The organism is Dyadobacter sp. HNCC25DJ187, assembly GCF_056895255.1.
Genome location: NZ_JBXHAT010000002.1, coordinates 1,078,139 through 1,092,970 on the forward strand (window position 1 = coordinate 1,078,139; position 14,832 = coordinate 1,092,970).

Annotated in this window: 12 protein-coding genes; 6 read left to right on the forward strand and 6 right to left on the reverse strand. The window is 43.0% G+C overall.

The genetic code is table 11. The annotated features are described in order from the left end of the window. Nucleotide 1: 1 nt before the first annotated feature. A complete protein-coding gene (locus AC1XUE_RS15485; protein ID WP_483356888.1) occupies nt 2–1,336 on the forward strand; it encodes a RagB/SusD family nutrient uptake outer membrane protein in 1,335 nt (444 codons plus the stop codon). 55 nt (nt 1,337–1,391) lie between these two features. Here the strand turns inward: AC1XUE_RS15485 and AC1XUE_RS15490 are convergent, their stop codons facing one another. From AC1XUE_RS15490 to AC1XUE_RS15500, 3 genes are all read right to left on the reverse strand, one after another. Further along, a complete protein-coding gene (locus AC1XUE_RS15490) occupies nt 1,392–1,700 on the reverse strand; it encodes a hypothetical protein (protein ID WP_483356889.1) in 309 nt (102 codons plus the stop codon). 141 nt (nt 1,701–1,841) lie between these two features. Next, entirely contained in the window at nt 1,842–2,282 is a 441-nt protein-coding gene (locus AC1XUE_RS15495) for a MauE/DoxX family redox-associated membrane protein (RefSeq protein ID WP_483356890.1), read from the reverse strand. A 145-nt stretch (nt 2,283–2,427) separates the two neighbouring features. After that, the gene (locus AC1XUE_RS15500) at nt 2,428–2,991 is read right to left on the reverse strand and encodes a Crp/Fnr family transcriptional regulator (protein WP_483356891.1); all 564 of its coding nucleotides are present in this window, start codon (nt 2,989–2,991) and stop codon (nt 2,428–2,430) included. Between the two features lie 350 nt (nt 2,992–3,341). Here AC1XUE_RS15500 and AC1XUE_RS15505 point away from each other — a divergent pair, with 350 nt between their 5' ends. The 5 genes from AC1XUE_RS15505 to AC1XUE_RS15525 all read left to right on the forward strand — a co-directional run bounded on the left by AC1XUE_RS15505 (nt 3,342) and on the right by AC1XUE_RS15525 (nt 10,154). Next, nucleotides 3,342–6,473 carry a lantibiotic dehydratase gene (locus tag AC1XUE_RS15505; protein ID WP_483356892.1) on the forward strand — a complete coding sequence of 1,044 codons (3,132 nt, stop codon included), beginning with the start codon at nt 3,342–3,344 and terminating at the stop codon, nt 6,471–6,473. 75 nt (nt 6,474–6,548) lie between these two features. Further along, nucleotides 6,549–7,352, forward strand: a complete 804-nt coding sequence (locus tag AC1XUE_RS15510; protein ID WP_483356893.1) for a LytR/AlgR family response regulator transcription factor — start codon at nt 6,549–6,551, stop codon at nt 7,350–7,352. A gap of 4 nt (nt 7,353–7,356) precedes the next feature. Next, the gene (locus AC1XUE_RS15515; protein WP_483356894.1) at nt 7,357–8,517 is read left to right on the forward strand and encodes a sensor histidine kinase; all 1,161 of its coding nucleotides are present in this window, start codon (nt 7,357–7,359) and stop codon (nt 8,515–8,517) included. A gap of 93 nt (nt 8,518–8,610) precedes the next feature. Next, a complete protein-coding gene (locus AC1XUE_RS15520) occupies nt 8,611–8,766 on the forward strand; it encodes a hypothetical protein (protein WP_483356895.1) in 156 nt (51 codons plus the stop codon). A gap of 194 nt (nt 8,767–8,960) precedes the next feature. Beyond that, entirely contained in the window at nt 8,961–10,154 is a 1,194-nt protein-coding gene (locus tag AC1XUE_RS15525; RefSeq protein ID WP_483356896.1) for a hypothetical protein, read from the forward strand. A 206-nt stretch (nt 10,155–10,360) separates the two neighbouring features. On the opposite strand, the gene AC1XUE_RS15530 is transcribed toward AC1XUE_RS15525, so the two are convergent. Genes AC1XUE_RS15530 through AC1XUE_RS15540 form a run of 3 tightly spaced genes read right to left on the reverse strand, consistent with a single transcriptional unit; the run spans nt 10,361 to nt 14,644 of the window. Then, the gene (locus AC1XUE_RS15530; protein ID WP_483356897.1) at nt 10,361–11,260 is read right to left on the reverse strand and encodes a DUF4249 domain-containing protein; all 900 of its coding nucleotides are present in this window, start codon (nt 11,258–11,260) and stop codon (nt 10,361–10,363) included. Then, nucleotides 11,260–13,632 carry a TonB-dependent receptor gene (locus AC1XUE_RS15535; RefSeq protein ID WP_483356898.1) on the reverse strand — a complete coding sequence of 791 codons (2,373 nt, stop codon included), beginning with the start codon at nt 13,630–13,632 and terminating at the stop codon, nt 11,260–11,262. Before AC1XUE_RS15535 ends, AC1XUE_RS15530 begins: the two co-directional genes overlap by 1 nt. A gap of 28 nt (nt 13,633–13,660) precedes the next feature. Next, nucleotides 13,661–14,644 carry a hypothetical protein gene (locus tag AC1XUE_RS15540; protein ID WP_483356899.1) on the reverse strand — a complete coding sequence of 328 codons (984 nt, stop codon included), beginning with the start codon at nt 14,642–14,644 and terminating at the stop codon, nt 13,661–13,663. Nucleotides 14,645–14,832 lie beyond the last annotated feature (188 nt).

Genomic DNA, 14,832 nt, shown 5'->3' on the forward strand with positions numbered 1-14,832 from the left:
CATGACATTAGCAGCCACTAGCTGTGCACCGGATTTTCTGGACAAGAAGCCCAATCAGGCATTAGTAGTCCCAAGTGAGCTCTCTCACTACCAGGCTATGCTTGATGCCTTTTCCGACGGCATGAACAATGGTCCGGGACTGCAGACGCTGGCCTGTGATGACTTTTATCATTTGGAAGACAACATCCAAACTCTGGCTGCCGTCGAGCGGAATACCTATTTGTGGAACGAAGATATTTTTGAAGGAGGCTCCAGTAATGACTGGAACACACCCTACCGCTGTATCTTCTACACAAATGTTGCGATTAACGGCCTTGAAAACCTCGAACAGCAGCAGAGAGAAACCGAGCAGTGGAAGCATGTTTACGGCAGCGCGCTGTTTTACAGGGCTCATGCCCTGTTTCAGCTTTCTCAGCTGTTTGCCCCGGCATACAACGCTCAGACTGCGAAAAATCTTCCGGGTGTTCCGGTCAGAAAGACCATGGACATCAATGAAACTGTTAGCCGCGGTACGCTGGAGCAGACTTATGATCAGATTCTTGATGACTTAACAGAGGCCGAAGATATGGTTTCAAGTGATATGAGTCATGCCAGCAGGCCATCGAAAGCAGCTGTACTTGCGCTTCTGGCCAGGGTTCACCTGGTGATGCAATCCTACGATAAAGCAATGGAGTATGCATCTGCAAGCCTGGCCATTCACGGCAAACTGCTCGATTACAATACCCTTAATCCTTTGGCAGCAAGACCCCTACCAATACCTCTTATCAGTAATACCAATCCGGAAGTTATATTCTCTGTGAGATTAAACGGTTATATATTTGACATTTCTACCAGTACGGGTGTTGACTCAACCCTGTACAGATCTTATGATCAAAATGATCTGAGAAAAACATGCTACTTCAACTATGTGAATGGCCTTTATGTATACAAGGGAAGCTACCAGGGAAGCAGCACCCTATTCGGAGGTCTTAGTACCTCAGAGTTGTACCTGATTCTTGCTGAGTGTCATGCACGGCGCTCAGAAACAGCGCTTGCTTTGCAAAATCTGAACGCTCTGTTAAAGCAGAGATTTAAAAGTGGGACCTTCAAAGAGCTGACTTCCGAAAACAGTGAGATTCTTCAACTTGTACTTTTAGAAAGACGAAAGGAGCTCATAGCCAGGGGGCTCAGATGGTCAGACTTGAAAAGACTCAATCAGGACCCGGCTACAGCCACAACGTTGAAAAGGGGTTTAAAAGAAAAAGAGTACGTGCTTTTACCAGGCGATAAAAGATATGTGTTCCCGATCCCTGACGACGAAGTTCAGATCAGCGGAATAGGCCAAAACCCAAGGTAATTAAACAAAAATGCTGCTTGCCACAGTGCGGCAAGCAGCTTCAATAAAACAGCGACTAGTTTGTAGCGAATCCTGTGTTTACAGTTTCACTAAGGTTGTTGTCCCTGTTTGTTTCATCATCATGGTCGTTAGGCTGATAACCATTTTCAAACTCCGCACTGCAAAGTTTTTCTGATGACTGGCAACTGCCGCCACTAACACCTTGTATCCAGGTTCCGTCCTCAGTGCCATTTGCCGCAGTCCTGTACCATTGCTGCGTCGCAACATTTTTCGTTACTGTCTTAGGCCCGCTGGTCGCTACAGCTGCTCCCCCACCCAAAACCAAAGCACAAACAAACAGATAATCGATTCTTAACTTTTTCATGATTTTTGAATTTAAAGTGTAACAGGATTAATTTTTGCCTACTCTGTTTTCAGGTTTTCAGCGGCCTGCGCAGTGTGATTTGCGGAACCATTCCCTGGCGTAATCGGGGCAGTACTTTCCTGACTGAGCCCGGTGACGTCTTTATATCTTTGGGTTTTTCAGGCCAGCATCCAATGACCTTTGAAGTCTCAGCGATGCAATCGAGAAAAAAAGAAAGGTCAGATTGAAGATAAAATGCGTGGTAAACCCCATGCTTCTGAGTACCCCGCCACAACTGCAGGGAACGCGGTCAAAAACATTGAATGTTACCAGTCCCATATAAATGCTGAAGACCAGCATCAGCACAGCATAGACTCTTAGACCAGCTACTCTGTATTGGTTCGAAATCAGCATTGCCGCTACCACGAGCTCTGTCAAAGGGAGCAACCAAGTCAGCATGCCGACTGACCACTTTGGAATGATCTGATTGCGGAGCTGTTTTTCAAACTCTGACAGATCTGCAAGCTTTGATACTGCTGTATAGGTAAAAAGCAGTATTAACAAGGTGATCATGATGTTCAGCAGCTTCTGTTCTTTTCTCATAACGTCAGTGTCATTTTATCTGTCCTGCCGGCTGATCACAGATGATGAGCCGTGTAACTTTGTGATAAAACTAGACTGAACTTTTTTTACAGCATTTCAACTAGTTGAAACACAGTTAATTTTATTCTGTTACCGAAATGGAAAATCACCCTTTATTTTTTCTGATATCACTTAGCCAAGCCTGTGAGATTTCCAGGTAACATGAGATGTCTTTAAGAACCATACGTTCTGCTGGAAACACATTTTTGAACTCCTGATAGGCCTGAGCAGCAGGCAGTGTTCGTAAATGCGCTTTGATCTCAGCCTTACTTCTGTCATTCAGAAGTATTTTGCTTGTGAGCTTAGAAGCTTCTGGGAACCGGTTATAGAGATAGGCAGTATTTTTTTCACTGATAACAGTCACGGTAGAGTCCTCAAGCAAGGTGATCTGGCTTGCAGCCAGCGCGGTATTCGGAGTAACGTCTGCGAGCAGCATCGTTTCGCCCTGTTTCCAGAAACGGGTGATATGCTCTTTACCTTCCAGATCATAGTAGTTACCCTTGGCAAGACCTGATTTCAGATACCAGACCGAGGGCAGACCTTCATTAGGATACATTACATATCCTTTTTTCAGCCTCTGGTTTGTGACAGAAGCGCGCAATGCCGACTTAAATTCATCACTTAAGGGATAAAAAGATTCAAGATGGTCTATCAGGTTGAGGTTTTGCATATGTATTGTGAAGGTTGGTGATACCGCTAAAATTTCCGTTTGCAGGTCGCTTGCCGCGACCGGAACGAAGCTTGAAAACTTTCACCTGATTTAAAACCATCAAAATTTTAGGTGTGAAATGCCCAAATACCGGTGTCAAATGACGATTCCTTCTATACGTCGACAGTCTTCCACCAATTAATTCACCTTACCAAGATTTAAATTTACTTTTCAAAGGACACTTTTAAGACACTGACCGTAAGCTGGAAGACATCCCCGTAAAACTGCATTTGACACCAAAAACTATGACAGGGCCTGTGAAGCCGTGACTTTTATGTCTGTACTAAAGTGCTAACCTTAATACTGAGACCATGAATAACCGATTTCACGATTTCTTTCTTCTGCGCAGGCCAGCGATGTCATTAAGTAGTCTTTTGGCTTTTAATCAGCACATTGATGCTAATCCGGAACAGTACACAGACCTTATGCGGGATCGCTTTTTAAACCGGGAATTTGAAGAAGCCTTATTTCTAGCTTCACCGGATCTGTACTATTCTTTTGAAAAAATAATACACAGAAACTATCAGGGTGATACCAAACCCATTTACCGTGCCTTGTACCGGTACCTTGTCAGAATGAGCTCCCGCCCCACTCCATTTGGCACCATGGCTGGAGTCTGCACCGGGGATATATCTTCAGAGCCTACAAAAATAGCGTTTCCCCAGGATGCAGAAATGGTCGCAAAAACCCAGCTTTCCTTTACAGCATTAGCCCGGCTTTCTAGGGCGGTAGCATCTAAACCTGATATACTACCTCATCTTACTCTCATTAGTAACACAAGTCTGTACCGTTTTCAAAATGGGTACAAATACATAAAAAGGACTGGTCGGAACAGCGACCGCTTTGACCAACTGGAAGTAGAAAGCAATAATTATCTGGATCTTGTTCTCGCACAAAGCAAAACTCCTACCCCATTTACCGATCTTGTGAACCTTCTGAAAGAAGCCGGGCTTGATCAATCCGGTGCACAGCATCTTATCACAACACTTTTTGAACAGCAGCTTCTGTGTAGTGAAATCGACGCGGGCCCTATACAGGAGAACGGACTGGACAGCTTGATCCGAAGTCTGGAAACAATTCCTTCAGCCGCTTCCATCTTAAAAGACCTGCAGAAAATAAAGTATATTATGAGTCGAAGAACCGGGATAAACGTGATCTGCGAACGGCTTTATCCAGTGATCTTAAAATATTGTCCCGATATCAAGGCCGACCAAATTCTTCTGGTTAATTCAGCGCTGAAAGAAAACGGCTGCAGGATCAACCAGGCCCCGGTAGCTATTATTCAAAATGAGATTGAAGAACTAATGCCACTGTCTACACCCGCGGTCAATACCGGGCTTGACAATTTTACCTCAGAGCTTTTCCGCAAATACCAAACCCGCCCTGTACCTCTGCTCGAAGCTCTGGATCCGGACGCTGGAATAGGATACGGTAACAAATCATTCTGCAATGACTCCAATATAATAGACGTCGCAGAAGCCGGCAGTGACTCAAATCACCAGTTCCATTATGACAGCAGTCAACTTGAAGATCTGCGCCTGACATTGTATGAGCAGTCTACTTCAGAGCAAAACCAAAAAGTATATATTAGAAAAAAGCATTTGCAGGAAGCAAGTAAACATCCTGATGCTTCCAGTGACGGGACATACATGATGGGCAAATTTATAGCTGTCTCACAGAAGAATCTTGATAATGGAAAATTCAAGTTCAGCCTAAGCGCGATGGGTTCAGCATCTTCATTTAATCTGATGGGGCGGTTTTGCAGCCGGGACAATGTATTAAAAGGGCTTATAACTCATGCAATAGCTTGCGAGGAGCTCCCAGACGCAGAAGTCATATATGCAGAGATCAACCATATACCTTCTGATAGAGAGGGTAACATTCTGTTACGGCCACATTTAAGAAAATACGAGATCACTTATTTGTCGGCAAGTAAGACGGCCCCGGCAAACCAGGTGGCACCTGACGACCTGTATCTTTATACTCCAGATGGGAAGCAACTTCTATTATGGTCAAAGAGCCGCGAGAAAAGAGTGATACCACGCCTGACAAGTGCTCATAATTTCACAAATGGATTGCCGGTATACCGGCTGCTTTGCGATATTGCCCGCCAGAACGCAGCTCCGGTATTTAACTGGCACTGGGGTAACCTGGCAGGCAAGGATTTTCTTCCACGTGTTGAGTACAAACACATTATTGTTTCCCTGGCCCAGTGGAGAGTCTCAATTGATATGCTGCCAGAAGCACACAGAAAAAATACCACTATTGAACAGCTAACGGACCTGCTGAAAAATAAGCGCATTCCCCGGCTGATTCAGATAGCTGACGGCGATCAGCTTCTGCTCGTCGACAGTGATAGTACCGTGAGTATGGATATGCTTTTATCTATACTTAAAAGGCGAGGCAAAGTGCGGCTTATTGAGTTTATCGAACCTACAGGGCGAAGCTTTATGATGGAAGGGTTGGAAAGCTACTCGCATGAGGTAATCATCCCCTTTAAAGGTTGCGCCTGTGTAAGCCAGCCGAATATTCCAGTTCCAACGGTCAGTAAAAGCACCAGAGTTTTTGCAACTGGAAGCGAATGGATTTATGTCAAGGTTTATATGGCACCCTCAACAGCTGATCAAATATTGACAGAAAATTTTCTACCATTTCTGACCCAGCTTCTTGGCCAGGCAGAGATAAAGAAATGGTTTTTTGTCCGCTACTGTGATCCGGGTTATCATCTTCGCATCAGAATATTTGCAGAGGGCGATAAAAAGAGGGTGTTTGAAATACTCAGGGTATTCTGCGACCAGCTACATGTACTTTTGAAAGCCACAAAAATTGAAAAATTTGTCATCGATACCTATGAGAGAGAACTCGAAAGGTATCCTCATATTAATTACCGTCTGACTGAAACCCTGTTTTACTATGACAGTATCTCTGTCTGCCAACTGCTCTCGCTGTCAAACAATAACGCTATTCCAAAATGGCAGATAGCGGTCAGATCAATTGATTTAATATTAAATTCGCTGGGATATAATCTGCAGAAAAAGAGAGCATTCGTGCAAGCAGTCCACGGATCTTTTTATATAGAATTTCAAAGTCAGCAGCCGCTCATTTACCAGATGGATAAGTCCTACCGAGCCCATATTTCCCTAATTGATTTTATGCTTTCAAACGATCCGGAAAGTATGCTTATCCATCAAATTGATGAATGTCTGCAGACTTCATTAGATCACTATAAACATATTTCAGATATGCTTCAGCACGCACCCGGCGCAGAAACATACATTTCCAGTGTTGCGCATATGTTTCTCAACAGGCTATTTTCTGATCATCACCGTAAGCTGGAGTTTTTGGTTTATCACTACTTAAAGAAGTATTATGACTCAATTTACTTTAAGTTGAAAAATGGTTACATTTATTCAAAAAACGATCATTTTCAATTGTCAAACTAAATCTACTTTCCTAAATTGGGCTAATACTCACCCTCCTTTTGTTGCTCTTGAACCTGACACAAAGCCCAAACAGGAATGAATATACCCCCACTGCCTACCCTGCGTTGTCTGATCATAGATGATGAGACCCATGCGCACAAGAATCTCGAAGAGAAGATTGTCAAAGTACCCTGGCTGGCGTTGATTGGCAATGCCTACAACGGAATAGACGGACTGGCGATGATCGCCAATATGCAGCCAGACCTGATATTTCTGGACATCAACATGGATAGTATTACGGGTCTACAGATGCTGAAAATGCTGCCTGAATCCAGCTTGCAGGTGATCATGAACACATCATATTACCGCTACGCCGTGGATGGGTTCGACTTAAATGTGACCGACTTTCTTTTGAAGCCTGGCGACGAGGAAAGATTCCTTCAGGCAGTGACCAAAGCCATGGATATTCATTTGCGGCGAACGGGTTCGAAAATTCATTTTGATCCTTCTGAGCAATTGTCTGACCTGCCAAAGAATCCCCTGGACATCTCAACATGGACAGATTCAAAAACAGCCCAGTTTGGGACAAGCCGTTTAACGCTGAAAGTGGATAAAAAACTGGCTTTAATCCGTTATGAACACATTATTTTTCTTCAATCAGACAACAATTATGTGACGGTATATACCGATACTGAAATTTATACTGTACGTGGACTATTAACCGAATTTGAAGCCCATCTTCCTGTAAATCAATTTCTCAGAATACAAAAATCCTATATCATTAACGTCGGTTACGTCCAATTCGTCGATGGGAATGAATTAATCATGGAGAAGGGTTACAGGACACCGATCTCAAAGAACGAGAAGGATTATATACTTTCTGTCATTTTAAAAAGCTGATATTATGCGATCAATCATTGTGTACCTGCTTTTCGATTATATTTTGTTTCCCAAGACGCCTGCCAGGCGAATTGCTGTACATATACTGTTCTGGATTGTCTTTATCAGCTCCCATCTTTTGTTTTTTCTTCCTGAAGCGCTCCGGGGAAACCTCACTGCCTTCAAGGTCTACGCCTACATCCTGTATTATGGAAAGTTTCTCTTTATCTTCTACAGCTGTCTGCTTTTGCTTAGGCTGATGAGAAGATATATTGATATTCTCATTGTCATTCCTGTGTTGTTTCTGATAAGCATTGGGATCACCTATTTTTTTAATATGGTGATTTTTGCCATTGCTGACGCTTTAATGGGCCTGGAGAATACCACTTTAAATTTTGAAATGTTGGGACGGACCTTTTTGATGGGCGCAAGCGCAGACTCGATTACCAAGGTGAGCATTGTTACATTCAGCCTTCAGGATACACAGCTTCTTATTCTTCCGGTAGGTATCAAGATGGTCAAATTCGGGATGAAATTTCAAAAAGAACTTCAGGATATAGAAATGGAAAAAGTGAAAGACGAGCTTCAACGGTTGAAATACCAGCTCGGCCCGCACTTTATTCTCAGTTCGCTGAGCTCATTGTACATCGATCTGAAAACAATACACATAGAATCCGCCCAATATCTGGCCAGGCTAACAGACCTGATCCAGTATTCGATTTACGAGACCGGGCAGGATTTAATCGCTCTTGAAAGAGAACTCCATTGTTTCAAAACATTCCTGGATTTGGAATCGGGCCGGCAACACTGCAGATTAAAGCTCTCCATTGAGCAGACAGGATTAATAAAGCCTACGGACCGCATACCGTCCATGCTTCTTTTAACATTGGCAGAAAACGCTTTCAAGCATGGAGCAAGAAATGACCGTACACCGGCAAGTCTGGATGTACGTATAGCTGTAGAAGGTGGAAGGCTGAATTTTTCAATTGAGAATACAAAAAATCCTTTCAAAGTGATTTCAGATGAAGAGCATTCGGGTATTGGACTTAAAAATATTACCTCACAATTAAAGCTCTATTTTGGCAGTAACTTTACCTTTAAAATTAATGAAAACGAAAAGCTCTTTGCAGTGAATATGTCTATTCCACTGGATAGCAGCGGCCCAATAAGGACATTTCACACCTGAAATCAGCTGTTTCGCACCTTTAATTTCAATTACTTCCCGCATTCAGTTTCATTTGGACGGATAAATTTTAATGATCACCAAAACCGTATCAAAATGAAAACGATCAAACAATCTACAGGTAGCCAGTACGTAAAAATTGTATCCCAGTCCAGGTTTGAATCCGTCAAAACTGAACAAAAAGGTAAGGATGTTACCACAAGTGGCGCTCTGTGCACACTGATTCCGGTTCTATATCCATCCAAAGGTTAAGACCTTTAAAACGAAAAAGAGGCGGCCAGCAGCTAATGCTGGCCGTATTAGTTTAAATAGCCTACAAGCCCCAATTTTCTATTCACACCTCACACGCGGCGTTTCACCCCTAAAATTCGCATTGCAAACACTATCGAGCTTATTTGAAGATCACGAATGAAGATTTAGTGATCTACTCAACAAACCGGTGTAGCATGATAAATCGCGAAGAGTATGTTTTACAATGGCTTGACCACACAGTTCGTTTATCTTTAAACCCCAGAAATGATCTTCCCAGTCTTTCAGCAAGGGATTTACAATTGATTACCCAGAGAGCTCGCAGCGAAGTTGACAGACAGATGAGTTTTTTGCAAGAGGGCACCTTGAAACTGTTTAGCGAGAAAAAAATTAAAGTATTCATCAATCAGTATCACCGGAGTCTGGTCTTTCTGCTGGACAGCTCCTATCTAAACCTGTCGTTGATCGGCACAGAAGATGCGGGTAGGGTCAGCTGCTGTGAAGAAGTCATACTTTGTATTGAGAAACTACTTGAACTCGTCCGGATATGTTTCAGCGAACATCTTCTCAGTCACCTGCCTGTCGCCCGGAATCAAAGTACACAAATCCAAAAAGAGTTTTTGCAAAAATCTGAAGAGCTTGCAGAGCGATTCAAATCCGAGCCTGAGTGCGCCTCATTGACAACTTTGATATGGACAGTAATCCGCCAGTTCGCGCAACAAAGCCCTTCCAGTATTAATTACAGTCAAATACTTTATTTTCAAGGCCTGATCTCCCATTTGGAAAGAATAGAATTAAAAGTTGAGTCACAGCCGCTGCATGATAGATTGATTGACCTTTTGGTTGGGCTGAATTTTAATGACAGGCATTTTATTAGCTATTATACCCATTATGCTGCAAGTCATGTAAATCAAACCGGCACTGAAAAAATGCAGCGGCTACTTCTGCTGCGAAAACGGTTTTATCAGGCGTATCTGAGCTCCGATCAGGCTTTAAACGCGCGGCTTCCTTCGCTTAGAAAAATTATCGGTAACTGGTTTAAACTTGAAACAGCTTATCTCAGTCAAGTCCGCACTGAAAATGTCTACCCGCTCGAATCAAATGAGCCTGCGATCACTACAAATCCTGAGAAGATTACGCCAAAAATTATGTGCCTTTTGTCAGCAGACCAGATCGGGATGATTCTGCATTCACTAGATGCACTCAGAATTGTGCAGGCCAAATCTATGAGCGCTGTTTTTGAAAATATTGTCCCTTCACTTTCGACTCCGCAAAAAAAAGACCTCTCATGGAAGAGTATGCGTAGTAAATCTTATGTATTCGAAGAGAATGATCGCAAGGCGGTTACGGCAATACTTCATTCGGTGATCAAATTCATAGATGAATACTAAAATAGTTTTTTGTAGAAGTGCGACGATTTATTATCACGAAATCCGATTAAAAATTGGCGTGTGAATATTTAAGGCTCTCACAATCTCCAAAAGATTATAATGCACACCGATCCTTCTTATTCTTAGAATTTCTAAAGAAAGTCAGTCTAATTCATCAAGTACAAGCCATACATCAGTCCTGAAATACTCGAGGTTTTACAATACCGTTACTCCTTTATGATGAATTCCTTTGTAGTCTGGCTGTAGCCGGTAAAAATACCATAACCTCCTGTAATGTTAGTATACCTGGGGAAAGGTGGCATGAAAGCCGTGATTAATTCACTTTCGGTATAATAGGATTTACAAAATTCGTAATAGCTCTTAGGGATCTGGCGGGTAGACACTGTGACTTTATCCAAGGCAGTCCAATCAACCTCCTTTCCGAATTGAGTATTGATTTCTACCCCTTTTCTTAATATTATCTCTCCATTTTTAGCACATAAATCGGGTAATACGATGTTGGACAGGTAGCGAAATTGGCACGGATCTTCGAAATCATCCATCGGCCTGTCTAGGTCAAATATATTGGTTCCAAATGTATCCTTACCAATACTTCTCCTAACGATAACCATGTAGTAGTTCTCTTCATTTGGGTTGTCCCGTATACTGATAATTAGTTCCTTGGAAGGTGTACCCGGGTTAAACTTAGAATCGATTGACCGGCCGAATTCATAACTTGTAACAACCGGGGCTGGCGGCATCATTTCCAGTTCCGTTGACGCCGGCGGAAACCCCGGCGCTTCAACTTCAATTTTGTATCTGCTCCCTGGCTGCCATTTCCGACCGGAGCCGGAAACATAAATGCCTTTGCGTTGGTACTTGAGTGTTTCTAAAAAGCCTGCTTCATCAAACAACCTGACTGTCGCGTTTGCAATGCCATCAATGTACGTCGATTCACCGGTCGGAGGATAGGTCTTCTGAACTTCTATCCGCACTGTATCAGCAGCGTCTACCTGACCAAACAGCACTAATCTATCACCTTCGTATGGCAGCTTCAGGCTGACCCCCTTTTCTTTACACCCCAAAAAGATAGAAAATGACAATAAAAATATAATTAACTTTTTCATCAGAATGTAACTGTATGGCTAAAATAAGGCAAGAACGGTAGGACCCCTACCTTGTTAACGGATCCGACTAAGCCGGTAAATGGTTGAGAGGGTGCGGGTCTATTTGAAGGTTGAAGATCAACCGTCAAATAGTAAGGATTTAGCCTATTGTAAAGATTATAGACCCCGAATGTCATACGGCCTCGTCGCTTCAGATCAAAGCTGGCACTGAAATCGAGTCTGTGATAGGCAGGTAACCTCACACTGTTCCGGGCTCCATAAATGAACGTCGGGTATCCCATATTAACCTGTCCCTCATCGAATTGTTTGTGTACCGCTATGGGCATCGTTACGGGTGCTCCTGACTGATAGACCCAGGATACAGAAAACGTGGTATTTGTAGTGGGAGCGGTATAGCTTCCGACAAGCGAAATGACGTGCCTGCGGTCAAAATTAGAAGGATACCATTCCCCTTCGTTTATCCTATCGAAGCGCCTCTCATTTCGGGAAAGTGAATAGCCAGCCCAGCCCGTAAAATCACCTTTGGTCTTATTGATGAACACTTCAATACCTCTTATCCGCCCCACCCCACTTTGTTCGATAAGGCTTTGCCAGGATTTGTTGAAGCTCATCAAAAAACTACTGTTGGTAGAATAATCTATGAGGTTAGATAAAGACTTATCATAAGCATCAATACTTATTTCAACCTGCTTTCCCCAAGTCTTTGAAACGCCAATGGTATACTGCACAGAGGAAGACGGTTTTATAGTCCCGGTCGCGGGCACCCACACATCATTGGGCAGACCAACGCTGTTGCTGGTCAGCAAATGGATGTATTGGTTCATTTTAGAATAGGCTCCCTTCAATGCAAAATCGCTAGGGAAAATAAAATTGACCGCAGCCCTAGGTTCCAGGTTTTGATATTTTTTTGAATTGACCTGCATACTCACCGCCCTGCCGCCTACATTTGTCTTCAACCAGTTGCCCACCGACAGTTCGTACTCGGCGAAAGCTGCAACTTCACTGGTAGAAACGGGTGCGTTCATTTTTGACAGCGAATCAGCGGGTAGTGAAATACTGGTCTTTACCGACATTGGTCTGTATAGATATAAGGATGCCTGCAACCCCGCCCTGAGTGTATGGCCAGATCCTGGAAACCATTCGATAGAAGTCTTATTTGTCAGGTCATTGACAATCGAAGATGATTTAATGAAACTTGTTTCTTCCCACTTCCGGCCATCCTTTTCAGCGCTTTTGGTCGAAATTCCATAATGATACCTTGAAAAAGACAGTATGCTCTTGAGGAACAGTTTGGGTCTGACAACATAATTGTACCTCGTTGTCACTGTCGTGTTTCCCCATGACAAGCCCATCCTGCCCCTATTATCGGCTGATCTTTCCCCGGCGGAATAGAAGTCATTACCATGGTAGAGGCTTAGAAAAACCTGAGTTTTGGGATTTAGCTGATAGTTAATTTTTGCATTGAGATCATATAGCCAATAGTTGAAATAGTTGGAGGATTTGCCGGCTTGGTATAGCAGGTATTTCGGGAGGAAAAACAATGTAAGATACGATGTCCTTGCCGCAATCAGGTAACTGGATTTGCCGTAGTGTTTGTCCTTCAGCGATAGCGGGCCTTCCCAAAGCATCCTCGAGCTGACCAGGCCAATCGTCCGTTCGGTCTTTCTGGTCACCTTGTTTCCCTCCTTCATGGAGATATCGAATATAGACGAAAGTCTTCCACCATATCGAGCAGGAAAGCCTCCTTTGTACATTTCTACATTTTTGACGGCATCGGTATTAAATATTGAAACAAGTCCAAACAGGTGGGCGGTATTGTAAACGGGCGCGTCATCGAGCAATATCAGGTTCTGGTCTGGCGTACCGCCTCGTACCAGCAGGCCTGTTGTTCCCTCGTTCCCGGTGGTTACTCCTGGAGTGAGTGCCAAGGCTTTTATGATATCTGCCTCTCCGAACAATATCGGGACTGCCTTAAGCCTGTCTACGGGAATGCTCATATACCCTGCACTTGATTGGGAAATGTTACTCTTCGCTGTAACCAGAACTTCGTTTAGTTGTTGGCCCGCAGGAGACAAGCGGATGTTGAACGTGGTGTCCGAGGCCGCATTCAGATCAAGGGTCAGAGACTCGTATCCAATGCATGAGATGTTCAGTTGGGAAGTTCCCGAAGGCGATTTCAGAATAAAATACCCGTAAGTGTTTGAAACCGTCCCTGATGAATTTACCTCGTTGTGCACATTCGCGCCTATGATAGCCTCCCCAGTCTCTGTATCGGTAACATAGCCGTTTAAGATGACAGTTTGAGAAAAAGCAAGTGTTGAAATGAGACAAAGAAGAAGCGAAAAGAATGAGTGTCCGGTGATTTTTATCACCGGACACGAACTAATCAAATTTTGAGCACTAGCGAGTCTCTGTACATTCATGAAATAATCCGTCAGTACCAATTCCACTTGATTTTACCGAAGCAGTTGCCCGGTAATTTCCCGCCCAATTGTGCATCGATGCAACTTCATTAACATTGTATGCAACAATTTGAGTCAAAGTACCCGGAAAAAACGCACCATTGTCATCGATATAGGCAACATTACCATCCAGCCTTAGCTCAGTGGTTTTATCATTATGCCATATGAAGGCTGTCCTTTTCCTATGCTGGGCAATCCATATAACCGCGCTGAACTTACCGCTAAAATCGGCCGTCCAGTCACCCGATGGGTTAACAGAAGTTGAACCTATTAAAGCGAAAATCCCTTTGAACCTGTACCTGGTGTCGTAGGTCGTGGTACACGATCTTTCCAAATCTAAAACGCGGCTTGCTGACAAATCTTTAGATTCCTGCGTAACTCTACTATTCTCTATTTTAAGATGATTACTATTCTCATCTGGAGCCTCGAAGACTTTTTGAATCTTCTCTTCATTGTACGAGTCGATTTTTATCAGTCTGTCCTTTTGCAGTTTAAATGCATCTTTGCCGATTAATAGCAATCCTTCATGATTGAAAATTCTTGACATAATCGGATGATCGGTAACTAACGACGCTTCTTTTTCGCCGTTTTCAATCCGGATCTGCAGTAAGTGCTCATACCCATTGATCGAATTACGTTGAGCAATTTTTTCATAATCCACATCTGTAAGCTTATCATAGGCAGATTTCATTGACGTAAAACCCTTATGCTTACTCTCCCATGCAATTAAATACTCATTGCTCTGATTTTTCATCAATTCATCGTAAACTCTGTCAAAATGGGCTTGATTTTCAAAGCTTAAACGCCCGGACTTAATTTCTATTGTATCCAGTTTTTCCGCAGGATTTTCTTCCTTTGAACAACTTTGAAATAAGCCGCATAAAAATGCTAATACAAGCATTTTGGTACAAGTGTTTTTCATTCTTTTAAGATGTTTTAATTATCAAAAAATTTCCGTAACGGTGCTTGCCTGGATTTCAAACCATTCCTGAATTGATATTATCTCACCTCTTTTTTCAAAACATATCATAATTAACTTGCCTGCATGAAAAATACATGAGGAAGCCTTAGATTAGATGAGCCTAAATTCAAAAAAACTATCAGAAGTGA

Coding starts and splice junctions, on each gene's coding strand:
- AC1XUE_RS15500 (WP_483356891.1), bottom strand. CDS start 2,991: ATGCAAAACCTCAACCTGATAGACCATCTTGAATCTTTTTATCCCTTA.
- AC1XUE_RS15530 (WP_483356897.1), bottom strand. CDS start 11,260: ATGAAAAAGTTAATTATATTTTTATTGTCATTTTCTATCTTTTTGGGG.
- AC1XUE_RS15520 (WP_483356895.1), top strand. CDS start 8,611: ATGAAAACGATCAAACAATCTACAGGTAGCCAGTACGTAAAAATTGTA.
- AC1XUE_RS15515 (WP_483356894.1), top strand. CDS start 7,357: ATGCGATCAATCATTGTGTACCTGCTTTTCGATTATATTTTGTTTCCC.
- AC1XUE_RS15505 (WP_483356892.1), top strand. CDS start 3,342: ATGAATAACCGATTTCACGATTTCTTTCTTCTGCGCAGGCCAGCGATG.
- AC1XUE_RS15510 (WP_483356893.1), top strand. CDS start 6,549: ATGAATATACCCCCACTGCCTACCCTGCGTTGTCTGATCATAGATGAT.
- AC1XUE_RS15540 (WP_483356899.1), bottom strand. CDS start 14,644: ATGAAAAACACTTGTACCAAAATGCTTGTATTAGCATTTTTATGCGGC.
- AC1XUE_RS15490 (WP_483356889.1), bottom strand. CDS start 1,700: ATGAAAAAGTTAAGAATCGATTATCTGTTTGTTTGTGCTTTGGTTTTG.
- AC1XUE_RS15525 (WP_483356896.1), top strand. CDS start 8,961: ATGATAAATCGCGAAGAGTATGTTTTACAATGGCTTGACCACACAGTT.
- AC1XUE_RS15495 (WP_483356890.1), bottom strand. CDS start 2,282: ATGAGAAAAGAACAGAAGCTGCTGAACATCATGATCACCTTGTTAATA.
- AC1XUE_RS15485 (WP_483356888.1), top strand. CDS start 2: ATGACATTAGCAGCCACTAGCTGTGCACCGGATTTTCTGGACAAGAAG.